Here is a 23,929-nt window from a genome sequence, read left to right on the forward strand (position 1 = left end):
TTTTTTCATACATCTGTTTCTAAAAAATTATGGGGGAATGTTTATGCTTGAACAGCGCTATAGATGGAAAAATAAACATCTAAGAGAACATATAGATGTGCTGGATGGCAATAGGGCACCACACATTCTGCTTAAAAATACGACTTATTTAAATCAGGCTTTACGAAAATGGGTGAAAGCGAATATATGGATATATGATGATCGCATCATATATGTCGGCGATAAGCTTCCGGATAATATAGACCGCTGTGAAATGGTTGACTGCACAAACCAGTATTTAGTCCCGGGTTATATTGAGCCGCATTCACATCCTTCTCAATTATATAATCCCCTTTCTTTTTCACGTTATGCATCTCATTTTGGGACAACGACATTGATCAATGATAACTTGCCGTTTCTATTGCAGTTGGATAAAAAGAAAGCGTTTTCTCTTTTGAAAGAATTACGCAACATTCCTGTAACGATGTATTGGTGGAGCCGTTTTGACGGACAGACGGAATTGATCGATGAAGATACGGTATTTTCCCATGGGGCAGTTAAATCCTGGCTGGAGCATGATGCCGTATTACAGGGCGGGGAGCTAACAGGATGGCCGAAGCTTCTCGATGGGGATGACATGATGCTGCACTGGATTCAGGAAGCCAAGCGGATGAGGAAGAAAATAGAAGGACACTTTCCAGGTGCTTCAGAGAAGACCTTAGCAAAAATGACCCTGTTCGGCGCCGATTGTGATCATGAGGCAATGACAGGCGATGAAGTCATGGCGCGCTTGCTGCAGGGGTATTATGTATCACTAAGACATTCTTCGATCCGGCCTGATCTTCCAAAGATGATAAAGGAAATCCATGAACTGGGCATCGATCATTATGACAAATTCTTTTATACGACAGATGGTTCGCCGCCGTCTTTTTATGAGGGTGGTCTAATAGACTGCTTGATCAAAATAGCGATAGAGCATGGCGTTCCGGTCATCGATGCTTACAATATGGCAACTATCAACATTGCACGATATTATAATATTGAATACCTTCATGGCAATATTGCCACTGGAAGGGTAGCGAACATTAACTTCCTGACCGATGTAAAGGAACCCGCACCGGTTTCGGTAATGGCAAAAGGGAAATGGGTGAAAAGGGATGGTGAGATCATTCCTGATTTACAGGAAATCGAATGGAGTGATTTTGATTTTAAACCACTTGATCTTGATTGGGATCTTAGTTTAAAGGAAGATTTTGAATTTTCCATGCCGTTTGGGATTGAATTGGTCAATAATGTAATTACGAAACCGTACTCCCTTTCCAATGATGTAGGGTATGAAGAGCTGAACTTCGATGATGATGAATGCTTTTTCATGCTTATTGATCGGGAAGGGAAATGGCGCATCAATACAATATTAAAAGGGTTTGCGGATAAATTGTGTGGCTTTGCTGGCTCTTATACCAATACCGGTGATATCATACTAATCGGTAAAAGGAAAAAGGATATGCATTTGGCATTTAACCGGCTGAAGGAAATTGGCGGTGGAATCATTTTAACGGAACATGGAAAGGTGATCCATGAACTTCCTCTTAAACTAATGGGAGTCATGTCCACCAAAGAGGTTCCTGAATTGATAAAAGAAGAAAATGAATTGAAACATTTGCTGCGTGAGAGGGGATATCGCTTCGATGATCCTGTTTACACCCTTTCATTCTTTTCGACAACCCATCTGCCATATATAAGGCTAACCCAGCGAGGAGTATATGATGTTATGAATAAAACTATACTCTTTCCCACTATAATGCGTTAAAATATAAGAGAAGAAATGGCTAATAATTCAGAGGAGTGGAATGATGAAATTAAAGAGAGTTCTTTTCATCGTTATTGCTATTTTATTGCTGGCAGGCTGTTCGGCGAAAGAGGATCCTGCATCGGATGACAGTAAGCCAAAAGATCCGGATGTCATCAAAAATAGAAATGTGAAAAATGAACCTTCCAATGAGTTTCCACTTACAGGTATAGCCACCGATGAAGGCAGTGAGCAAAGGGCTGTAGCAGTGATGATTAATAATCATCCGAAAGCACGCCCGCAATCGGGCCTCTCAGAAGCCGATATGGTCTACGAAATGCTCGCAGAAGGTGACATAACCAGATTTTTAGCTATCTTCCAAAGTGAAACGCCAAGCCGAATCGGTCCGATTCGGAGTGCAAGGGACTATTATATCGAATTGGCAAAAGGCCTGGATTGCATCTATGTGTGTCATGGGAATAGCCCCGAGGCAAAAACCATGCTGGACAAAGGGTATATTGATAACTTGAACGGATTATATTATGATGGTACTTTGTTTCATCGTTCGGCAGATAGAAAAGCACCGCACAATTCCTACATCTCTTTTGAGGATATCCGAAAAGGCGTGAAGGAAAAGGGATATGAGATGAATGGTGCACCGGAACCTTATACTTTCCTTTCAAAAGAAGAGGCGGCTGGCCTTCAAGGGGAACAGGCACTGAAAACCGAGATATCCTACGGATCAGACGAGTATGATGTAAAGTATGAATACGACGCCACGGAAGAGAAATATAAACGTTATTCGAATGGTGAGCAAACAGTCGAATATAAATCGAATAAACCTATTTTACTGGATAATATATTGATCATTGAGGCCACTCATCAAGTGATCGACGATAAAGGTCGCCGTAAAATTGACTTGAAAAGTGGTGGAAAAGGTTATTTACTTCAAAAAGGAACAGCGAATGAAGTAGAATGGGTTAATAAGGATGGTCGGATTATACCAGTGAAAAACGATAACGAAGTAGGGTTGATTCCAGGGAAAACTTGGATCAATATTATTCCGAATGAACCTGGTTTAGTAGGAGACGTCTCATTTTGATACCCATGAATTGAGGGGGAGTAACATGCAAATTGATAAGTTAAGAGGAAAAGAAACGGATCAGCTGTTTAAGTCGATCCTTTCCTTGCGTGATTTGGACGAATGTTATCGATTTTTTGATGATTTATGTACAGTTAATGAAATTTCATCATTAGCACAGCGTCTTGAAGTAGCCCGGATGCTTGAAGAAGGTAAAACCTATCATAAAATCGAAACGGAAACAGGTGCAAGCACGGCTACGATTTCCAGGGTCAAACGCTGCTTGAATTACGGAAATGACGCTTATTCAATGGCTCTTAACCGTATTAAAGAAAACGTTGAGGAAACAACTGAATCTTAATGCATTCGATTTTTTATATGGTGAATCAGAAAAAGCCGAGGAATTCATTCCCGGCTTTTTATTTTGAGTTTGGCCTTTCTTTTGTCAGCTGTCTTTCTGCCGTATCCGTGTTATATTGGTTTTTAGATTCAGAGGTTTCCATTTGGTAAACATTTTATCGATACTTCTCTTTTTTAATGAAAAATCTTAATGCTATAATGGTGTAATGGGAAGTGTGAATGGAGGATTATTATGTACGATTTTCGCGAGTGGAAACATGTTTTCAAACTCGATCCAAATAAAGAAATAAGTGATGAGGCTCTTGAAAAAGTCTGTGAATCCGGTACGGATGCAATCATGGTCGGGGGAACGGATGGAATCACGCTTGAGAATGTGCTTCATTTAATGGCACGGGTCAGACGATATACCGTCCCATGTGTAATGGAGATTTCTTCTGTTGAAACGGTGACGCCAGGGTTTGATTTATATTTCATTCCAAGTGTCCTGAATAGCACCAACCCGGATTGGATGATGAAACTGCATCAGCAAGCAGTCAAAGAATACGGATACCTTTTGAATTGGGATGAAATTTTCGTTGAAGGGTACTGTATTCTGAATGCCGAGTGTAAGGCTGCTCAATTGACGAAAGCCAATACCCAACTGGATATGGATGATGTGGGAGCATACGCGATGATGGCAGAAAAGATGTTCAACCTGCCGATTTTTTATCTGGAATACAGCGGTGATTATGGCGATATCCAGATGGTGGAAGCAGCCAAAGAGAGCTTGGAGAATACCGTACTTTTCTACGGCGGTGGGATAAAATCAGTTGAACAGGCCAAAGAGATGTCTAAGTTTGCGGATGTCATCGTTGTTGGCAATGTGATTTATGAAGATTTGAAAGCGGCACTTGCAACAGTTACGGCAGTTAATGAAAACATGAAATAAATATAGTATACTAAAACATAAAAAAACAGAAACGAATGTTCGTATAGGTGGTGTGATAATGCAATATTTAGCGGAAAAATTACTAATAGGTTTGAATGAACAGCAACAAAAAGCAGTAAAGTCAACTGATGGCCCACTTTTAATCATGGCTGGGGCAGGAAGTGGAAAGACGCGTGTGCTGACTCACCGAATAGCTTACTTGATGGTCGAGAAGGAAATAGCACCTTGGAATATCCTTGCAATCACGTTCACTAACAAAGCTGCACGTGAAATGAAGGAGAGGATCCGTGCCATACTTGGCGGTGCGTCAGAGGATATCTGGATTTCGACCTTCCACTCGATGTGTGTCCGCATTTTACGAAGAGATATCGATCGTATCGGTTTTAATAGGAACTTTTCGATATTGGATACGACGGATCAGCAATCGGTCATTAAGCAAATCATGAAAGATCGTAATATGGATACAAAGAAATATGATTACCGGGCGATTTTGGGTAGCATCAGTTCAGCGAAAAATGAATTGGTCGGGCCGGAAGAGTACCTGAAGACAGCGTCGGATTACTTTACTAAGGTAACTGCCGATGTATATACGGAATACCAAAAACGGTTGAGGAAAAATTCAGCGCTCGATTTCGATGATTTGATCATGATGACGATTCAATTGTTCCAACTGGTACCGGAAGTACTTGAATACTATCAGCGCAAGTTTCAATACATTCATGTTGATGAGTACCAAGATACGAACAGGGCTCAATATATGCTGGTTAAACTACTTGCTTCACGTTTCCGTAATCTCTGCGTTGTCGGGGATTCTGATCAATCGATTTATCGCTGGCGCGGTGCGGATATTGCGAACATCCTTTCATTTGAAAAAGATTATCCGAATGCCAACATGATTTTCCTTGAACAGAATTACCGCTCGACAAAAAAGATTCTTGCAGCGGCGAATAAGGTCATCGATAACAATCAAAACCGGAAGCCGAAAAATCTTTGGACCGAGAATGCAGATGGTAATAAGCTATTCTATTACCGTGCAGACAATGAACAAGGGGAAGCGCAATTTGTAGCCGGAAAGATAAATGAGTTAGTTCGGGACGGCAGTAGGAAGTATTCCGATATAGCAATCCTTTACAGAACAAATGCACAATCACGTGTCATGGAGGAAGTTCTGCTTAAATCAAATATTAACTATGCTATAGTCGGGGGCACTAAGTTCTATGACCGTAAAGAGATTAAGGACTTGCTTGCCTATCTTCGCCTTATTGCGAATCCTGACGATGACATCAGTCTCCGCCGTGTAATCAATGTACCAAAACGCGGAATTGGTGCAACTTCAATGGACAAAGTGGCAGATTATGCAGATCAGTATGATGTTTCCATTTATAAAGCACTTGAATCTGTGGAAATGGTCGGGATTAGCGGGAAGGCTACCAAAGCGGCTAGGGAATTCCATACGCTGATCACTAACTATACAAATCAGCAGGAGTACTTATCCGTAACGGAACTGGTGGAGGAAGTCATTAAGAAAACCGGTTATCGTGAGATGCTGCAGGCTGAAAAAACGATTGAATCGCAAAGCAGGCTTGAAAATATAGATGAGTTTTTATCTGTTACGAAAGCATTCGAAAGTAACAGCGAGGACAAATCATTGGTTGGCTTTTTAACTGACCTGGCGTTGGTTGCCGATATAGACCAACTTGATGAGAACTCCGAAGAAGTTACTAATACTGTAACGTTGATGACCCTGCATTCAGCGAAGGGACTTGAATATCCGGTGGTCTTTTTATTGGGCCTTGAAGAAGGGGTTTTCCCTCACAGCCGCTCGCTCATGGATGAAGAGGAGATGGAAGAAGAACGCCGTCTGGCCTATGTGGGAATTACAAGGGCTGAAAATGAGCTATTCATAAGCAATGCCCAAATGCGGACATTGTATGGACGGACCAGTATGAATCCAGTTTCACGTTTCATCAGTGAAATACCAGAGGAACTCCTTGAAGATCTTAAACCGAAACCTGCTCCTAGAGCTAGGCAAACACCTTTCAGTTCTTCGAGAACTGGATCTCCTTCAACAGCTTCCACAAGAAAAGTTCCTGCCTTTGGTAGAGCCGTTTCTGCACCATCCGCAACCGGTGGTGAAGAGATCGGCTGGGCTGTCGGTGACCGTGCATCCCACAAAAAGTGGGGTATAGGAACCGTGGTGAGCGTAAAAGGGGAAGGCGAAGGGAAGGAACTGGATATCGCATTCCCAAGTCCAATCGGTATCAAACGCCTACTGGCTAAATTTGCACCAGTTGAAAAAGCTTAAGCTATTAATATGAATCTTACTGGTAAAGAATAGGGATATCTGACTTTAGACACCGCTCTTCTATAAGAAGTGCGGTGGAGTCTTCTTTAGAAAGGATTGAACGTATGGACTTACAAGCTGCAGAGAAGAAAGTTCTAGAACTGCAAACGTTATTGAACCAATACAGCTACGAATATTATGTGATGGACCAGCCATCAGTACCTGATGCTGAATATGATCGCATACTCCGTGAGCTTATCGAGTATGAGGAGAAATTCCCGGAACTGCAAACGCCTGATTCTCCGACACAACGGGTCGGTGGCGCCACTTTAGATATGTTTGAAAAAGTGGAGCATACCACACCGATGCTTAGTTTAAGCAATGCATTCAATGAAAGTGACTTACGGGATTTCGACAGAAAGGTCAGACAATCTGTAGGTGACGATTTTACCTATGTATGTGAATTGAAAATTGATGGACTTGCCGTCACTCTTCAATATGAGAATGGATATTTCGTAAGAGGGGCAACACGTGGAGATGGAACGATCGGTGAAGATATTACAGCAAACCTGAAAACGATCAAGTCGATTCCATTGAAGATGCGTGAGCCGGTTGCCATAGAAGTACGCGGTGAGGCATTCATGCCAAAAAAATCATTTGAATCTTTAAATAAGGCTAAGGAAGAACGTGGTGAGGAACCATTTGCAAACCCACGGAATGCAGCTGCTGGCTCGTTAAGGCAGCTTGACCCAAAACTTGCTGCGAAACGGAACTTGGATATTTTCCTTTATGCGATTGCCGATTTAGGAGAAACAGGGGTCCAATCCCACAGTGAAGGTCTGGATTTGTTGGATCGATTGGGGTTTAAGACGAATCGGGAAAGAAAAACATGCTTGAATATAGAGGAAGTACTAGCCTATATAGTAGAATGGACAGAACAACGTCCAAACTTAGCCTATGATATTGATGGAATTGTCGTAAAGGTGGATTCCCTTGAACAGCAGGATGAATTAGGTTTTACTGCAAAAAGTCCGCGTTGGGCCATCGCTTATAAATTCCCAGCTGAAGAAGTCATTACAACCCTACGGGATATCGAGCTGAATGTTGGACGTACGGGTGTATTAACCCCAACAGCTGTGTTGGATCCCGTTCGGGTAGCGGGTACGACTGTGCAGCGGGCATCTCTTCATAACGAAGACTTAATCCGTGAAAAGGACATTAGAATCGGAGATCAAGTGGTCGTGAAAAAAGCGGGCGATATCATTCCAGAGGTGGTCAATGTACTGGCAGAACGCCGTATAGGGGAAGAGGTCGAGTTTCAGATGCCGACTGAGTGCCCGGAATGCGGCAGTGAACTTGTTCGGCTGGATGGTGAGGTTGCTTTACGTTGCATCAACCCGAAGTGTCCTGCACAAATACGGGAAGGCTTGATTCACTTTGTATCCCGGACAGCTATGAACATAGACAGTCTTGGTGAAAAAGTGATTAGCTTGTTGTTTAAAGAGGAACTCATACAAGATGTGGCTGATATTTATAAGCTTACATATGATCAACTCATTGCATTGGAACGGATGGGGGATAAATCCGTCAATAAACTCCTTCAAGCAATCGAAGCTTCGAAAAGCAATTCGTTGGAAAAATTACTATTCGGGTTAGGCATTCGCCATGTTGGTTCGAAAGCGGCCAAGACACTTGCACGGGAGTTCGTGACGATGGAAGCCTTAAGCAAGGCGAGTCGTGAAGAATTAACATCCATTAATGAAATAGGGGATAAGATGGCCGATTCCATCGTAGCTTATTTTGAATTGGAAGAGGTCCATGCGCTATTGAACGAGTTGGAAGCAGCCGGTGTGAATCTTACTTTTAAAGGACCAAGAGCTGTTCCTATTGAAGATATCGATTCCGCTTTTGCAGGTAAAACAGTCGTTTTAACGGGTAAATTGCATCAGCTAACACGTAATGAAGCAAAAGAAAAATTAGAGGCGCTAGGAGCTAACGTTGCTGGAAGTGTCAGCAAGAAAACCGATTTGGTCGTAGCTGGCGAAGATGCCGGTTCCAAACTGGAAAAAGCGGAAAGCCTAGGCATCATGGTATGGGATGAAGAGAGACTGATTGAGGAACTAAAAAAATAAGAGGTGTAGATATGAAGAAACACTCTATTTTGGGGATGATTCTTATACTGCTTCTTGCTGGATGTGCGCCTAGTTTTGAGGATAAGCAAGAGGTAGTTCAAGACTCCAAAGACAAAAAAGAGACGGCAATTATTCCGAAGTATAAAATTTCGGATGAATATTATCAAACGATCCTACCGTTTGAACCATCAAAAGCACGCGGTTTGGTCGTATCTAATTTAAATACCCGATATGATATTGAAGAATTCGAAAATGGATTGATGCGGTTGGCCCAAACCCAATTCGACCCGGAAGATTACCTGTTTCAAGAGGGGCAAATGCTTGATAGTGCAAAGATATCTTCCTGGCTGAACAGAAAATATACCAAAAGTCAGTTGAAAGAAAAGGGTATGGATGCATCAAAGAACGTTGGCTTGAATCCGGTTGACCCAGGTAAAGGTGACATTGATAAGCGAAATGAAGAAAATCCAATCTATCTTGCTCATATTCTAGAACATAATTACTTAGTCAAAACAAAAGATAATTCAGTGAGTCTAGGCGGGGTTGTAATAGGTCTTGCGCTGAATTCAGTGCATTACTATCAAAAAGAGGCATACGGTGCCACCTATGAACAGAAAATCGATAGTAAAAAGCTAAAGCAAGAAGGGGAGAAAATTGCTGCAGAAGTCTTAAAAAGGCTGCGTAAAATGGACAAGCTGAAAAATGTCCCGATTACGATTGCCTTATTCGAGCAAAAGGAAAAATCTTCAGTAGTCCCTGGGAATTTCATTGCCTATACCAATATTGATAAGAACTCTGACAATATTGGAAAATGGACAAACTTGGACGAAAAGTATTTCCTATTTCCTTCTGCTAGTGCAGAAAAAAAATATCGTGATGACGTCAAGACTTTCACGAACTTTAAAGAAGATGTCGAAGAATATTTCCCTAACTTTAACGGAGTCATCGGTAGGGCGTTCTATATGGATGATCAATTACAAAGTCTGAACATCGATATCCCTATTCAATTTTATGGGAACTCGGAAGCGATTGGTTTTACCCAATATGTTGCTGGGCTTGTAATGGAACGTTTCCCTAAATATATTGCCGTACAAGTATCCATTACCTCCGTAAATGGACCTGAAGCGCTCATTGTCCGTGAAGCAAATCAGGACGAACCAACCGTGCATATATATGAATGAAAAAAGATGAAGCTTAACGGCTTCATTTTTTTTGCGGCAATTTCTGAAGTCCACTCTTTCATTTAAAACGGGAGGCGAATTTCAAAATAACCTTTAGCAAGGAACATAATAATAGTAAGTAAACCCTTCCATTTTAGGAAGCGAATACTTGGAAAAAGGAGAGCATTTGTCGAATTTTAAAGGTCTTCTTGTCATTTCCCCGGAAATTCCGGCAACTTTCCCATATTTCCCGGAAAATATCGCTTTTTCCTTGTGAAATAATTGAATTTCGACATTGTATCTCTTGTTGCTTTACTGTGTAATAGTTTGATATGATTTAAACGATGATTTTATGGAGAAAAGCGACGAATTTCAGTCGATTTGGATATTTTTTCGGAGGTGAAGAGAATGTCACGTATTTCTATGGAACAAGTTAAACACGTTGCCCATTTGGCTCGTTTGGCAATTACGGAAGAGGAAGCACAACAGTTTCAACATCAGCTTGACCAAATGATTTCATTTGCGGAGCAGTTGAATGAGCTTGATACGGATCAAGTAGACCCGACTTCTCACGTTTTGGATATGAAAAATGTAATGCGCGAAGATATTGCAAAACCAGGATTGCCAGTAGAAGAAGTAGTTAAAAATGCACCGGATAGCAAAGAAGGATATATCCGTGTACCATCTATAATTGAATAAGGAGGGACAATGATGTCGTTGTTCGAACAAAAGGTTTCTGAGCTTCATGAACGCTTACATAAGAAAGAGATCAGTGTCACTGATCTTGTTAACGAATCGTATGAGCGAATTGGACAGGTAGAGGACAAGGTAAAGGCATTTTTGACACTTGATGAAGAAAACGCCCGCAAGCAAGCAAGGCGATTGGATGAACAATTGGTAAAAGGTGAGAACAAAGGCGCTTTGTTTGGTCTGCCAATCGGAGTGAAAGATAATATTGTCACTAAAAATTTACGGACGACTTGCGCGAGTAAAATCTTGGAGAACTTTGATCCGATTTATGATGCAACCGCCGTTCAAAAGTTGCAGCAGGCAGAAACGGTTACGATCGGGAAATTGAATATGGATGAATTTGCAATGGGTTCTTCTAATGAGAACTCCGCATTTCAGGCGACACGCAATCCCTGGAATACGGATTATGTACCAGGCGGTTCTTCGGGTGGTTCAGCTGCCTCTGTCGCTTCCGGTGAAGTCCTATTCTCTTTAGGTTCCGATACGGGTGGATCAATCCGCCAACCAGCGGCATATTGTGGAGTTGTCGGCTTAAAACCTACATATGGACGGGTTTCCCGATTCGGACTTGTAGCTTTTGCGTCTTCTCTTGACCAAATTGGACCGGTTACAAGAACGGTCGAAGATAACGCCTATTTGCTTGAAGCGATTTCAGGTGTAGATCCAATGGATTCGACCTCTGCTAATATTGACGTACCGAATTTTGTTAATTCATTAACAGGCGATGTAAGAGGATTGAAAATAGCGGTACCTAAAGAATATCTTGGTGAAGGCGTTGGCGAAGAAGCACGTAATTCCGTACTTGAAGCATTAAAGGTATTAGAAGGACTTGGGGCTGAATGGGAAGAGGTTTCCTTGCCACATTCCAAATATGCTTTAGCTGCATATTATCTGCTTTCTTCATCTGAAGCTTCAGCTAACCTTTCACGTTTTGATGGAGTGCGTTTCGGCCATCGTACAGATAATGCAGAAACTCTTATAGAAATGTATAAGCAAACTCGTGCAGAAGGATTCGGTGACGAAGTGAAGCGCCGTATCATGCTTGGAACTTTCTCCTTAAGTTCCGGATATTATGATGCATATTATAAAAAGGCTCAAAAAGTACGTACTTTAATCAAAAAAGACTTTGAAGATGTCTTTGAAAAATATGATGTCATCGTTGGGCCGACGACACCTACGCCTGCATTTAAAATTGGTGAAAAAGTCGACGATCCATTAACGATGTATGCGAATGATATCCTGACGATTCCAGTCAATCTTGCTGGCGTACCGGGTATATCCGTGCCATGTGGATTCGCAGCGAATGGGCTTCCGCTTGGACTGCAAATGATTGGAAAGCATTTTGATGAAAGTACGATTTACCGCGCGGCTCACGCATTTGAGCAAGCAACAGATTTTCATAAACAATTTCCTAAGCTGTAAGGGGTGAAAAAAATGGACTTTGAAACGGTAATTGGTCTAGAAGTACACGTAGAATTAAAAACTGATTCTAAAATTTTCTCAGCGAGCCCGAATCATTTTGGTGCCGCTCCAAATAGTAACACGACTGTAATTGACCTAGGCTACCCAGGCGTATTGCCTGTCGTCAATAAAAAGGCTGTTGATTTTGCAATGAAGGCAGCAATTGCTCTGAATTGCGAAGTGGCGGAAATTACGAAATTCGACCGAAAAAACTATTTTTACCCGGACAATCCTAAAGCATACCAAATTTCACAGTTCGATCAACCGATCGGTGAGCATGGTTGGATTGAAATTGAAGTCGATGGCAAGAAAAAGAAAATCGGTATTACCCGCATTCATATGGAAGAGGATGCTGGAAAGCTGACACATAAAGGGAACTATTCACTTTGTGATTATAACCGCCAAGGTACCCCTCTTGTTGAAATCGTATCCGAACCGGATATCACTTCCCCTGAAGAAGCATATGCTTATTTGGAAAAGTTGAAATCCATCATTCAATACACAGGCGTTTCCGATTGTAAAATGGAAGAAGGCTCACTTCGCTGTGATGCTAATATTTCCTTGAAACCTGTCGGGCAAAAAGAATTCGGAACGAAAACTGAATTGAAAAACTTGAACTCATTCAACTTCGTTCGCAAAGGATTGGAGCATGAAGAGATCAGACAAGCGGAAATCTTGAATGAAGGCGGGATAATCGAACAGGAAACCCGCCGGTTTGACGATGCTACAGGCAGAACGGTACTAATGCGAATTAAGGAAGGTTCCGATGATTACCGTTACTTCCCGGAGCCAGACTTATTGACAATCCATATTGATGAAGAATGGAAAGCACGCATTGCTGCTGAGATTCCAGAACTTCCGGATGCCCGGAAAAAACGTTATGTCGAGGAATTTGGCTTACCGGAATATGATGCCGCCGTTTTAACGGTAACGAAAGAAAGTGCTGATTTCTTTGAAGCGACAGTCGCTTCAGGCGCAGATGCAAAACTAGCATCAAATTGGATCATGGGTGAGGTTTCTGCTTTCTTGAATGCAGAAGGAAAAGAGCTGCATGATGTCAAATTGACTGCTGAATCGTTGGCAGGAATGATTAAGCTGATTGAAGATGGTACAATTTCTTCTAAAATCGCTAAAAAAGTTTTCAAAGAATTGATTGAAAACGGTGGGGACGCTGAAACGATCGTCAAGGAGAAGGGACTAGTCCAAATTTCCGATGAAGGCGCGTTGCGTACGGCTGTTGAAGAAGCGTTGAATAATAACCCGCAATCAATTGAAGATTTTAAAGCCGGGAAACAAAAAGCAATTGGCTTCCTTGTCGGGCAAATTATGAAAGCGACAAAAGGACAGGCTAATCCACAACTTGTTAATAAAATTTTGGTTGAAGAAATCAATAAACGTTAATATTGACCGTATCACTTTTAAGGTGGTACGGTTTTCTCATGATTAAGGAAAGCAAAAATGAGAAAAATAATCGGAATTTCAAGCGGGAAAAAAATTTTGATTTTTTGGGAGTTATCTGTAGGGGTAACTCCTTTTTTTGTCGTCTATTACATGGATGCTTAACAGGAAAGGAGGAAGAGAATTGACGGATGAGTTAGTTGAGAAGGTGCTAGAGGGGGTTGAGGAACTTGAAGGACCTGAGGATATCTGGAAGGTGACGGAAGTGAATGAAGAAGAAACAGGTGAAGAAGGCATTGTAAAAAAGAATGGGATATTCAATACTGGAAAAGGGAAGCATACTTTGACGGTCACCGATACATTTAACGTAAATGTTCAATATCAATGATTGAAATCATTTACTAGAATAAAATTGTAAAAAGCATTATAATTTCCCTGATAAGATTTCTAGTAAAGTGGATATAAAGATATGGACCGAAAAGCGGTCCTCTTTTTTCGAATATTGCTTTTCATGTAATGAAGGATTAAGATGTAAATTATGGAATCAATATGTATAAGGATGATGGGAAATGAAGAGAGCAAGGTTGATTTACAACCCGACTTCGGGCCGGGAAGCCATTAAGAAGAGCCTGCCAGGTGTGCTAGCAAAACTTGAAGAAGCTGGTTATGAAGCTTCTGCACATGCGACTACCGGTGCTGGGGATGCGACGAAAGCGGCTAAAATTGCGATTGAACGAGGCTATGATATTGTCATTGCAGCAGGAGGCGACGGAACGATTTATGAGGTTGTTAATGGACTGGCCACTGCAGAGAAACGTCCGAAACTAGGAATCATTCCGACGGGAACGACAAATGATTTCGCGCGGGCACTGCATTTACCGAAGTCAATCGAAGGGGCAGCCGAAATTATTGCCGGAGGGCATACGATGCCGATCGATATTGGTAAAATGAACGATAGGTACTTCATCAATATTGCTGGTGGGGGCCGATTGACTGAATTGACTTACGACGTGCCCATCAAGCTGAAAACGATGCTTGGGCAGCTAGCGTACTATATTAAAGGAATTGAAATGCTTCCTTCAATTAAACCGACGGAAGTCTCTATTGAATATGATGGAAAGCTTTTTGAAGGAGAGATCATGCTTTTCTTGGTGGCTAACACGAATTCGGTCGGCGGCTTCGAGAAACTGGCTCCTGACGCCTCTCTGAATGATGGTATGTTCACGTTGCTCATTTTAAAAAAGGCCAACCTTGCTGATATTGTGCGTGTCGCAACATTGGCAATGCGCGGTGAACATATCCATGATAAAAACGTCATTTATGAAAAAGCCAATCGAATTAAAGTACAGGCCAAAAAGGACATGATGCTTAATTTGGATGGGGAGTTTGGCGGGATGGCCCCAGCTGAATTCGTAAATCAGTACCGCCATTTTGATGTATTCATCCCACAAGGAATACTGCCGGACGATCCGGCAAAATAGGGTGAAAAGGCCACTGAATCTGGTGGCCTTTTCAACTTTAATTAAGCAAGGAGAATGTGAGAACATGTATATCAGGAAAGCGACACCGGAAGATGCGGACAAGGCAGCAATATTGACCCGGTTAGCGATTAAAGAAATTGCAGAGGTATTGACAGGTGAAACGGAAGAAGAAAGAATACTTTACGTTCTTGCCGATTTGTTCAGGAAAAGCGGAAATCGGATTAGCTATGAAAATACGTTCGTAAGTGAACATGATGGACAAGTATCGGGATTGATCATTGCCTACCATGGCAAGGATGCCGAGAGCTTGGATGAACCGATAGTGAAACGATTAAGGACGAAAATGAAAGATCCAAGCGTTACGCTTGATAAGGAAGCAGAAATGAAAGACTTTTATTTGGATACATTATGCGTTGACCCGAATTTTCAAGGAAAAGGGATTGGTAGTGCACTGATTCAATATGTTGAGGGGTACGCTAAACAGAAGGGGTATCCAAGGGTTTCTTTAGTCGTTGAAAATGAAAATGAAGGGGCGAATCGTCTCTATAGCAGATTAGGATATAAAGAAATGAAAACCATTACGATTAGCGACCATGAATTTGGCTATATGGTAAAAGAAATAGAAGAACCTCCTGTTTAAACAGGGGGTCCTTTTTCGGTGTTTTTTGAACTTGGCGCTTGTTGCAACTACATTTGCTGACCATTCATGGCGGCCCAATCGGCGTAAACTCCGGTACCATTACAGCCGGGACAGTCGTGTATATCGGAAAAATGATATTCCGTCGGTACGAAGGAGCTGTATCCTCGTCCGTAACAATCCGGACAGAAGCCTTTTTCCTCCATGCTTGCTCGATGTTTTTCTAGCCTTGTAGCGTTCCAGGCTGATATAGAGTTAAATAAACTCATTTCCTCACCTCGTTTATTTTTCCTTATTTTTCTTTTTTTGTTGAACTTTTATACATGGAACTATGAAAAATCGTAATTCCTTCCCCTATATTTTTATGAAAACTAAGGTAAATTGGTGAGTGGTTTTGTGGCAAGGGCTCGATTGTGGTAAAATACAGGCTAGCATAAAAAAGAAAAGAGAAGATGATATGAAAAAAACAGCACCTGTTGCTAAAAACGATATTATAGAGGTTTTATTTGAAGATTTAACACACGAAGGAGCTGGAGTGGCTAAAGTCGATGGCTATCCTATCTTTGTTCAGAACGCCCTTCCTGGTGAAAAGGCAAAAATTAAAGTGATGAAGGCTAATAAAGGTTATGGCTTCGGACGCTTGATGGAGATTATAGAAAATAGTCCATACCGGGTTGAGGTCACTACTGAAGACTTCCATAAATACGGTGGATGTCAGCTGCAACATATGAGCTATGAAGGACAGTTGGAATTCAAGGAAAAGCAAGTACGTGATGTGATGACACGCATCGGGAAACTTGAGGATGTGAAGGTTCACCCAATCATCGGGATGGAGAATCCAACTCATTATCGCAATAAAGCTCAAGTGCCTGTTGGTGAAAAGGATGGCAGGCTAATAGCTGGATTCTTCAAACCGCGGACACATGAAATTGTTGAAACGAAAGAAAGCATTATCCAAAATCAAGCGATCAGTGAAGCCGTTCAAGTTGTTAAAGAGATTTTCAGTAAACTTGGTATCCCTGCTTATAATGAGGAGGCACATAAAGGTGTATTGCGGCACATCATGGCCCGTTATGGCAAGCAAACAGGGGAATTGATGATTGTTCTTGTTACAAGAACAAATAGTATCCCTTTCATCGAAACTATCGTAAAGGAAGTCGTTGAACGTCTTCCACAAGTGAAATCCATCGTTCAAAACGTGAATTCCAAGAAAACGAATGTTATCTTAGGCGATAAAATGACTTTATTGTGGGGCGACGAAGTGATCCATGATATGATCGGTGATGTTAAATTTGCGATTTCAGCAAAATCATTTTACCAAATAAATCCAGATCAAACGAAAGTCCTTTATGATAAAGCCCTTGACTATGCAGGGCTAACGGGTGAAGAGACGGTGATAGATGCCTATTGCGGCATAGGAACCATTTCTTTATTCTTAGCTAAAAAAGCGAAAAAAGTAATCGGTGTCGAAGTAGTGGAAGAAGCGATAGAAGACGCACGCCGCAACGCTGAATTGAATGAAATCTCAAATGCCGAATTCATTGTTGGCGATGCAGGCAACGTTATTGCTGAATGGTATCAAAAGGGCAACACTGCTGATGTCATCGTAGTGGATCCTCCTCGCAAAGGTTGTGAAGAATCCCTTCTAAATACGATCATCGAGATGAAACCGAATAAAGTCGTATACGTGTCATGCAACCCAGGCACTTTGGCTCGTGATCTTCATATCTTGGAAGAAGGCGGATATAAAGCAATCGATATCCAACCTGTTGATATGTTCCCAATGACGACACATGTTGAAAATGTAGTGTTATTAGAGTTGAAATAATGAGAAGGAGCCCGGTCACTTATGACCGGGCTCCTTTTTAAAGTGGAGGATATGTTTTTTTTCACATGTATATTCTTGACTCCCTAACTTGGACATATATTAGGATTATCAAAAGGGCGGCAGGTGATTTTATTAATTTTCAAAAAGCGGTGGCTGTAAGTGTTGGAAGCTTTATGATGGGTATTGGAATCAATGGTTTTTTAGTTCCTCATCATTTAATAGATGGCGGAGTTATTGGAATTGCACTCATCCTTCATTATTTCTATGGTTTTCAAACGGGGATATCGATGTTGATCCTTAGCTTTCCCCTATTTTTATATGCCTGGCATTATGAACGGCCCTTTTTCTACAGCAGCATTCACGGATTATTATTGACATCCCTTTTTATGGATTGGCTCAATCCATTGAAAAAGGTCTTTTCCATTTCGATACTAGCTAGCTCTTTGATTGGCGGTGCCATCATCGGGGTGGCCATAGGGCTCATGCTTCGATATGAGACTAGCAGCGGAGGAACGGATATGTTAGCCAAAATCATTTCCAAATCTACCTCTATAGACATTGCTTTAGCCATTATCCTCATAGATACATTAATCATTTCCGCCGCCGCCTTCACCTTAGATATAGAAATTTTCCTTTTTTCATGTGTGACGATCTTCACCATTGGGCTAATCACCTCTCTTATGAAAGTGAGGAAATCAATACGGTAATCAGTTTCTTAAAATATGGGCTACGTTATCTATTGCCTTTTGCAGTTTTTCGCTATTTTTGCTATACATCTCTTTAGCTTCGTTTGATTCAGTTCCAAGGGCAAATAATTCTAAGTCTGCTTGGCATTTTTTCAAGGTTGCGAGCATTAAAGGTTTTTCTAGAGGAGATGGCACTTTAATTTTATCATCAAAAAGGTCCACGTTTAATTCTCCATTAGAGTTTGCTTGTCCGAGAAAGACATTCTCGATGGTTACACCTAACTTATCCAGTTCAGTTTTCAGCCAATTTCGGTTTAGGCCAATCGTGGATAGGGGTTCATCTAGAATTTGACCATCCATTATAACAGTCTGAGCCTCCTTGACAGAAGCAACTGTCATTTTTAAATCTTTTGCCGTTAGAGGTTGGTCTTCTTTCTTTAACAGTACGGAAAAATCACCGTTTGCCTCTAATAAGGCAAACTCGACTGTTGATATATCAAAGACATCCTTACTTCGGAGTAACCACAATAATTCATCGGTTGTATACTTTTCCTTTTTTAAATTGTCCTCCATGACTTTTCCATCTTTAATAAAAATTGTTGCTTTCCCTTCGACTAAATCACGAACAATTTTGCTTTTCATGGAAAGTAATCCTGCAATGAAAGGAGCAAATGCAAAAACGAGAATGGAAAGAACACCGTGAACAATATTTCCTTCAACCTTTGTGGCTAACTCTGCGCCAACGTTCCCGATGGTTATGCCAGTGACGTACTCAAAAAAGGAAAGCTGAGATATTTGTTTTTTACCTAACCATTTTGTGATTAAAAAAAGAACAATTAAGAAAAATAGTGACCGTAAAACGATTTCTAACCATTCAGGCATTACTTAGCACCCCCTGCAATTCATAGGTATTTAAAACCCCTTATATTGTGGTTCTTCCCGTTCTAACTCACCCACTCGCTTTTGTACATCCTTCAGTATTTCATTCACCACCAGCATCGTTTCATGCAAGGTGCGTTTGGATTCATCATCTTGAGTCCGGAGTGCTAGGCTCGATAAGCCTGCCTCAACTCCTTTTAGGCTAGAGACACATTGTTTTACATCAGAAGCTATCGTCATGGAGCATCCTCCTTATCCTTTAGGTCTAAAAATAATGGCTCCGATCATACCAAAAATGATGGCAGCTGATATCCCGGCACTGGTTACTTCGAACATGCCAGAAACAACACCGATCAAGCCATGCTTTTCCGCTTCGGCTAACGCTCCGTGTACAAGGGAATTTCCAAAACTGGTAATGGGCACCGTCGCTCCTGCACCCGCAAAATCAATGAAAGGTTCATATAATCCAAAACCATCCAAAAGCGCTCCCGTAACAACAAAAGTACATAAAGTATGGGCAGGCGTGAGTTTAAATACATCAAACATTATCTGCCCGATTACACAAATGGAGCCCCCGACTACAAAAGCCCAAAAGTAAATCATAATTGTGGTTCACCGCCATATTCAATTGATACGGCATGGGCAATGCATGGAATCGTCTCACTTTGTTGAAAGGAAAGGGGAGATAACAAGGCACCGGTAGCCACGACGAGCATTCGTTTTATTTCACCCTTTTTCATGCGATTTAATAAATGACCATACACAACGGTTGCGGAACATCCAGGTCCGCTCGCTCCAGATAGGACCGGTTGATCATTCTTGTATATCATTAAACCGCAATCTTTATATTGATTTTCCTCAATGGGAGTTCCATGTTTTTTAAATAATTCCAATGAAACTTCATGTCCAATTTTTCCTAAATCCCCGGTCACTATTAAATCATAATAAGATGGGGAGAGGTTCCGTTCTCTTAAATGGGCTTCAATCGTATCCACAGCGGCCGGGGCCATGGCACCTCCCATATTGAAAGGATCAGTCAATCCCATGTCGATGACACGGCCTATCGTAGCTGAAGTGACTCTTGGGCCTTCCCCGGCACTGCTTAATAAAGCCACACCTGCCCCCGTAACGGTCCATTGGGCTGTTGGAGGTTTTTGCCCACCGTATTCAGTTGGGTAGCGAAATTGCTTTTCAACTGCTGTGTTATGACTTGATGCTCCTGTCAATAAGTAATCTGCCCCTTTGGTATTGACAAGGTATGCTCCGAGAGCCAGTCCTTCCATAGAGGTTGAGCAAGCTCCAAATAAGCCGAGGTAAGGTGTTCCCAATGTTCGGCAGGCAAAACTCGTAGGGGTTATTTGATTGATAAGGTCGCCTCCGAGGAAAAATTGGATTTGTTCCTTTTGAAGACCCGCCTTTTCGATTGCTTTTGTACTCGCCTCTTCTATGAGGACTTTGTGAGCCTTTTCATAGGAATCTTGATTTAGCCATAAATCGGAATGAAGTAGATCGAAATCATCAGCAAGCAAACCGTTTGCTTCAAATGGACCACCAACGGTTCCGGTTGAGATGATGACAGGCTTTTGATCAAACACCCATGTGCGATGTCCCGTAAGCATTATAAACCACCCCATTGTATGAGTATTGTTTTTATCATTGCTACGATAAAAGCGGAAAATACACCGAATAAGATAACGGATCCAGCTAATTTGAACATATTGCCGCCGACTCCTAAAACGAAACCTTCCGTCCGGTGTTCAATCGCTGCCGATATAACGGCATTCCCGAATCCCGTAAGCGGCACAGCAGAACCAGCACCGCCAAATTGGGCGATTCTGTCATACACCCCAAATCCGGTGAGAAGCATGGCGACGAAAATTAATGTGCCTGCAGTTGGGTTTCCAGCTGTCTGGTCCGTGAAGTCAAAGTAATGGATATAAAAGTTCGAAATGACCTGTCCGATCAGGCAAATTATACCGCCAGTCATAAATGCTTTTACGCAATTCAGCAGTATTGGCCTTTTGGTTTCCAGTTGTTTTTGAAGTTGCTGATATTCCTGTTGGACAGGTGTCAGTTTTTTCTTTTTATTATTTGACATCTTCGTATCACTTCTTTCAATTGTTACGTTTTTTCATTCAATAAGGCTTTTATCCTTTTGAAATCCCTATTTAAGGAGTCCATTTTAGTATGGTCTTTCTCAAGTTCCTGCTCCAGCTGCTCCAGTTCTATAAATATTTTTTGATCTGTCGAGACCAGGACTTTATAATCAGGAAACATGTCTTCCAGTTCTGTTTGCGATTTTTTTTCAATCTTTTTTAAGCGTAGTCGATCGAAGTTTTCCACTTTAATGGCCACTAGCAGTTCCTTATTGGAATTCACGGCTTTTACATCCGCGACTTCGTCCTGATTCATTAGCTTATTTTTAGCTTGATTGGCCGCCATTTGGTCAATTGGCTTGTTGGTATGTACTTTGGATATATTCAAGCCCCGCTCCTTATTACTATCTGTTTGACTGGAATTTGCCGAACATCCTGTCATAAGCAAAACGATTAATATGAAAAAAAAAGGAATGAAACAGTTTAGCTTGTATGGCAAGGTATCGTCTCCTTATAGATGGATTAAAGATATAAAAAAGGTTGGTTGCCTCAACCAACCTTTTTATATGATTTCTTATTGCTTATATTGTGGTTCTTCTTGCTCAATCTGATCAATACGGGGAGAAACGCTGTCAACAATCGATTGTGTTTGTTGAGCAGCTTGTTGATAAAGTTGTTTTGCTTGCTCGTTGTCTGTTGAAAGGGCAAAGGTCTCGAAGCTTGCTTGAGCACTTTTTAGCCCGGCTAAAGTCGTCTTAACATCACTAATTACTGTCATGGTGTTACCTCCTTGGTTTTTCACTGCCTTTTTAGAGTAAGGAAAAAATGATTAAATATACCTTCCAAATTTCTCAAGGTTTTTTTAATACCTTCTTTTCATTAATCAAACGTTTGATTAATGGAAGGTATCAGGCATATGGGGTACGATAGCGATAGGGTTTTTCTCCACTGAAAATGGATTGTTTACAGGAGGGAGATGGCATTTGCTCGGAGTTCAATCATTTGGATTAGCGGTGCTGTGCATATGGGGCTTTTCATTGACATGGTTTCATTTTTAAAGTTGTAAATGTTGGGGTGCCTATAAAATCAACTGTTGAAGAAGAAGAAACATGCATTACCGGAGTTCATCAAGGTGGATGACTACTTAAGCAGGACGAAGAATTGACAAGGTAAGGTCCATAATTATATTAATGGTAGAATCAAGTAAGAGGTGAATTTTAAATGGGAGCATGTAATCTTAACCATTCGCAGCAAGATGTCAGGCAGAAATTTGAGAGTCAAAAGGCATTTTTACCAACCGCATTGAGTCAAACAATAGATTGTTATCTGGAAAAAGGGAATTCACAGGAAACATTGAATGAACTTTTTCATCTATTGAAGAAGTATGACTTGTCTACTCAGGAGGAACAGGAATCAAGAAACGAAAAATTGAAACAGGTCATGTTGTAATCGAGAAAGAACGGGAGCGTAAGGGATGGCTCACGTTCTTTTTTTGTTTTTTCATTATGGAATAAATTTTTTAACTTTAGGAGGACTCACATTATTTAAGGGATTTTTGTGATACTATCGCATGAACTATTGTTGGGGGGCCCTGTTGATAACATTGAAGGATTTGAGGGTAGGAAAAAAGCCGCAGGGATGTGGCTGGCTCCTATTTTTTTTATTGGGAGCATCATTTAAAAAAGAGAGCAGGGCTCAGCCATTTAATATGGCGGTCATCAATTGAAGATTCTTGGAAACAAGGCTCGTCGTTGACAGCTTACAAGATAGGCCACATTTGAATGGGATCTTGACAACGCTGGAGGTCGGCCAAAAAGAGGCTGAAAAGGGCTTATCAGGCGGTATGAAACGGAAACCTAATATCGCGTTAGGTACGTGCCCCTGATATCCTTTTGATGGACGGACCAACCGAGGGCATCGATCTTCAATCCAAACTCGAAATTAATCAATATGTAAAAATACTGGAAAGGCAAGGAAAAACAATTGTGTATATTTCACATGATATGAATGAAATCGTAAAGCTCTATGACCGAGGTGTTCTTCAAAATGGTGTGTTTAAATTCAAGGACACTTAAGGGAACAGCTGAAAGTTTTTCGGAAGAAATGGATATTATAACATATTTAGGTATAAATTGGCACAGGGGCTGCTAAGGGTGACCGAGGATGGTTTTAAGGATTGATTAATCAGTTAAAGTACGCCAGACAAGGGTTTGGTGATCCTTTAAAAATTTAATCAATCGTTTGATTAAATTCATTTATTGGTCTGATTATCAAACCCTTCCGATAAAAGATACAAAAAGCAGGGCCCATAATGAGCCCTGCTTTTTGTATTAAAAGCCATCCTCTGTTGCGGTGAAGGGGATGTTTAGGTTTCTTTCGACGGCACGAAGTCTTTGATTTAGTCGGTTCAGCCTATTCGAATGGCGTTGATCAGTTTGACTTAGCCTGGTTATTTCCTGGTTAACACGGTTCACTTCTCGATTTATCCGTGTGATTTCTTGGTTCTGCCGAGTGAGTTCCCTCGTTTGACGCTCATTTTGACGCTCAAGTTCCCGGACTCTTCTTTCAAGTTGTTGAGGCTCCCTTTCAAAATCGAACTGTTCGGGCACGTGGCTATATGAATTTTCTTGAATCTGCTGAAGGTTCCAATCTTGCTGTGGTGCATATTCAAATCTTTCTGGCTGTTGGAAATAGGGGTTAAAATTAGACTGATAGTACTGTTGATTTCCATTTTGTTGTGGATAAGGATAAAATCCGTATGAATTCATAGTCAACTCTCCTTTTTAAAATCAGGATGGATACGTAATAACTTATGTAAGTTCCGGTGAAGTGTCTAGGCGTTTGCCCATAATAGTGGGAAGAAGAGATAATTTTACCGAAAAAATTTCAATAAATTTGCAGAAACCATGCTGTTCCTATATCGTTTAGTATAGGAGAAAATCTTTCATCCATCTTGAAACCAATCTTAAAGATAATCCGTATATATAGAAAAGAGTGTAA

General features: G+C 41.2%; 25 protein-coding genes. 17 read left to right on the forward strand and 8 right to left on the reverse strand.

The features are described 5' to 3' along the window. The first annotated feature begins 43 nt into the window (after window positions 1-43). The 15 genes from UP17_RS02015 to UP17_RS02090 all read left to right on the forward strand — a co-directional run bounded on the left by UP17_RS02015 (window position 44) and on the right by UP17_RS02090 (window position 17,975). Entirely contained in the window at window positions 44-1,789 is a 1,746-nt protein-coding gene (locus UP17_RS02015) for an adenine deaminase C-terminal domain-containing protein (RefSeq protein ID WP_061461277.1), read from the forward strand. Between the two features lie 43 nt (window positions 1,790-1,832). Further along, the gene (locus tag UP17_RS02020; RefSeq protein ID WP_061461278.1) at window positions 1,833-2,870 is read left to right on the forward strand and encodes a DUF3048 domain-containing protein; all 1,038 of its coding nucleotides are present in this window, start codon (window positions 1,833-1,835) and stop codon (window positions 2,868-2,870) included. A gap of 25 nt (window positions 2,871-2,895) precedes the next feature. Then, on the forward strand, window positions 2,896-3,210 hold the full coding sequence (locus tag UP17_RS02025) for a YerC/YecD family TrpR-related protein (RefSeq protein ID WP_061461279.1): 315 nt from the start codon (window positions 2,896-2,898) through the stop codon (window positions 3,208-3,210). Between the two features lie 231 nt (window positions 3,211-3,441). Next, window positions 3,442-4,137, forward strand: a complete 696-nt coding sequence (locus tag UP17_RS02030; protein WP_061461280.1) for a heptaprenylglyceryl phosphate synthase — start codon at window positions 3,442-3,444, stop codon at window positions 4,135-4,137. Window positions 4,138-4,195: 58 nt separating this feature from the next. Beyond that, window positions 4,196-6,442 (forward strand): DNA helicase PcrA, encoded by a 2,247-nt coding sequence (pcrA, locus tag UP17_RS02035; RefSeq protein ID WP_061461281.1) that lies wholly within the window; start codon window positions 4,196-4,198, stop codon window positions 6,440-6,442. A gap of 104 nt (window positions 6,443-6,546) precedes the next feature. Next, complete coding sequence (gene ligA / locus UP17_RS02040) at window positions 6,547-8,553, forward strand: NAD-dependent DNA ligase LigA (protein WP_061461282.1); 2,007 nt, start codon at window positions 6,547-6,549, stop codon at window positions 8,551-8,553. An 11-nt stretch (window positions 8,554-8,564) separates the two neighbouring features. Then, entirely contained in the window at window positions 8,565-9,734 is a 1,170-nt protein-coding gene (locus UP17_RS02045; protein ID WP_061461283.1) for a CamS family sex pheromone protein, read from the forward strand. Window positions 9,735-10,121: 387 nt separating this feature from the next. Further along, window positions 10,122-10,412 carry an Asp-tRNA(Asn)/Glu-tRNA(Gln) amidotransferase subunit GatC gene (gene gatC / locus UP17_RS02050; protein ID WP_061461284.1) on the forward strand — a complete coding sequence of 97 codons (291 nt, stop codon included), beginning with the start codon at window positions 10,122-10,124 and terminating at the stop codon, window positions 10,410-10,412. 12 nt (window positions 10,413-10,424) lie between these two features. Next, window positions 10,425-11,885 carry an Asp-tRNA(Asn)/Glu-tRNA(Gln) amidotransferase subunit GatA gene (gatA, locus tag UP17_RS02055; RefSeq protein WP_061461285.1) on the forward strand — a complete coding sequence of 487 codons (1,461 nt, stop codon included), beginning with the start codon at window positions 10,425-10,427 and terminating at the stop codon, window positions 11,883-11,885. 12 nt (window positions 11,886-11,897) lie between these two features. Further along, window positions 11,898-13,325: an Asp-tRNA(Asn)/Glu-tRNA(Gln) amidotransferase subunit GatB gene (gatB, locus tag UP17_RS02060; protein WP_061461286.1), complete on the forward strand. Its 1,428-nt coding sequence runs from the start codon at window positions 11,898-11,900 to the stop codon at window positions 13,323-13,325. Between the two features lie 181 nt (window positions 13,326-13,506). Continuing rightward, complete coding sequence (locus UP17_RS02065; protein ID WP_061461287.1) at window positions 13,507-13,710, forward strand: hypothetical protein; 204 nt, start codon at window positions 13,507-13,509, stop codon at window positions 13,708-13,710. A gap of 181 nt (window positions 13,711-13,891) precedes the next feature. After that, window positions 13,892-14,803 (forward strand): diacylglycerol kinase, encoded by a 912-nt coding sequence (locus UP17_RS02070; protein WP_061461288.1) that lies wholly within the window; start codon window positions 13,892-13,894, stop codon window positions 14,801-14,803. A 64-nt stretch (window positions 14,804-14,867) separates the two neighbouring features. Beyond that, window positions 14,868-15,443, forward strand: coding sequence for a GNAT family N-acetyltransferase (locus tag UP17_RS02075; RefSeq protein ID WP_061461289.1), 576 nt, complete (start codon window positions 14,868-14,870; stop codon window positions 15,441-15,443). Between the two features lie 454 nt (window positions 15,444-15,897). Then, the gene (gene rlmD / locus UP17_RS02085) at window positions 15,898-17,268 is read left to right on the forward strand and encodes a 23S rRNA (uracil(1939)-C(5))-methyltransferase RlmD (protein WP_061465941.1); all 1,371 of its coding nucleotides are present in this window, start codon (window positions 15,898-15,900) and stop codon (window positions 17,266-17,268) included. A gap of 65 nt (window positions 17,269-17,333) precedes the next feature. Next, window positions 17,334-17,975, forward strand: coding sequence for a YitT family protein (locus UP17_RS02090; RefSeq protein WP_081108669.1), 642 nt, complete (start codon window positions 17,334-17,336; stop codon window positions 17,973-17,975). On the opposite strand, the gene UP17_RS02095 is transcribed toward UP17_RS02090, so the two are convergent. The 7 genes from UP17_RS02095 to UP17_RS02125 all read right to left on the reverse strand — a co-directional run bounded on the left by UP17_RS02095 (window position 17,976) and on the right by UP17_RS02125 (window position 21,707). Further along, window positions 17,976-18,836 (reverse strand): DUF421 domain-containing protein, encoded by an 861-nt coding sequence (locus UP17_RS02095; protein WP_061461291.1) that lies wholly within the window; start codon window positions 18,834-18,836, stop codon window positions 17,976-17,978. A 30-nt stretch (window positions 18,837-18,866) separates the two neighbouring features. Next, window positions 18,867-19,073, reverse strand: a complete 207-nt coding sequence (locus UP17_RS02100) for a DUF1657 domain-containing protein (protein WP_061461292.1) — start codon at window positions 19,071-19,073, stop codon at window positions 18,867-18,869. 12 nt (window positions 19,074-19,085) lie between these two features. Further along, a complete protein-coding gene (gene spoVAE, locus UP17_RS02105; protein WP_061461293.1) occupies window positions 19,086-19,436 on the reverse strand; it encodes a stage V sporulation protein AE in 351 nt (116 codons plus the stop codon). Further along, window positions 19,433-20,452, reverse strand: coding sequence for a stage V sporulation protein AD (gene spoVAD / locus UP17_RS02110; RefSeq protein ID WP_061461294.1), 1,020 nt, complete (start codon window positions 20,450-20,452; stop codon window positions 19,433-19,435). Before spoVAD ends, spoVAE begins: the two co-directional genes overlap by 4 nt. Next, window positions 20,452-20,931 carry a stage V sporulation protein AC gene (gene spoVAC / locus UP17_RS02115; RefSeq protein WP_061461295.1) on the reverse strand — a complete coding sequence of 160 codons (480 nt, stop codon included), beginning with the start codon at window positions 20,929-20,931 and terminating at the stop codon, window positions 20,452-20,454. The genes spoVAD and spoVAC overlap by 1 nt, the downstream gene beginning before the upstream one ends. 23 nt (window positions 20,932-20,954) lie before the next feature. Continuing rightward, complete coding sequence (locus tag UP17_RS02120; protein WP_250211741.1) at window positions 20,955-21,428, reverse strand: YhcN/YlaJ family sporulation lipoprotein; 474 nt, start codon at window positions 21,426-21,428, stop codon at window positions 20,955-20,957. Window positions 21,429-21,503: 75 nt separating this feature from the next. After that, window positions 21,504-21,707, reverse strand: a complete 204-nt coding sequence (locus tag UP17_RS02125) for a DUF1657 domain-containing protein (protein WP_053344237.1) — start codon at window positions 21,705-21,707, stop codon at window positions 21,504-21,506. Window positions 21,708-22,150: 443 nt separating this feature from the next. On the opposite strand from UP17_RS02125, the gene UP17_RS02130 reads away from it, so the two are divergent. Then, window positions 22,151-22,378, forward strand: coding sequence for a hypothetical protein (locus UP17_RS02130; RefSeq protein ID WP_061461296.1), 228 nt, complete (start codon window positions 22,151-22,153; stop codon window positions 22,376-22,378). A 145-nt stretch (window positions 22,379-22,523) separates the two neighbouring features. Beyond that, window positions 22,524-22,655: a hypothetical protein gene (locus UP17_RS29130; protein WP_284149552.1), complete on the forward strand. Its 132-nt coding sequence runs from the start codon at window positions 22,524-22,526 to the stop codon at window positions 22,653-22,655. 604 nt (window positions 22,656-23,259) lie between these two features. On the opposite strand, the gene UP17_RS25935 is transcribed toward UP17_RS29130, so the two are convergent. Next, the gene (locus UP17_RS25935) at window positions 23,260-23,697 is read right to left on the reverse strand and encodes a hypothetical protein (protein WP_081108670.1); all 438 of its coding nucleotides are present in this window, start codon (window positions 23,695-23,697) and stop codon (window positions 23,260-23,262) included. Window positions 23,698-23,929 lie beyond the last annotated feature (232 nt).

It is taken from the genome of Peribacillus simplex (genome assembly GCF_001578185.1).
GTDB classification, from domain to species: domain Bacteria; phylum Bacillota; class Bacilli; order Bacillales; family DSM-1321; genus Peribacillus; species Peribacillus simplex_A.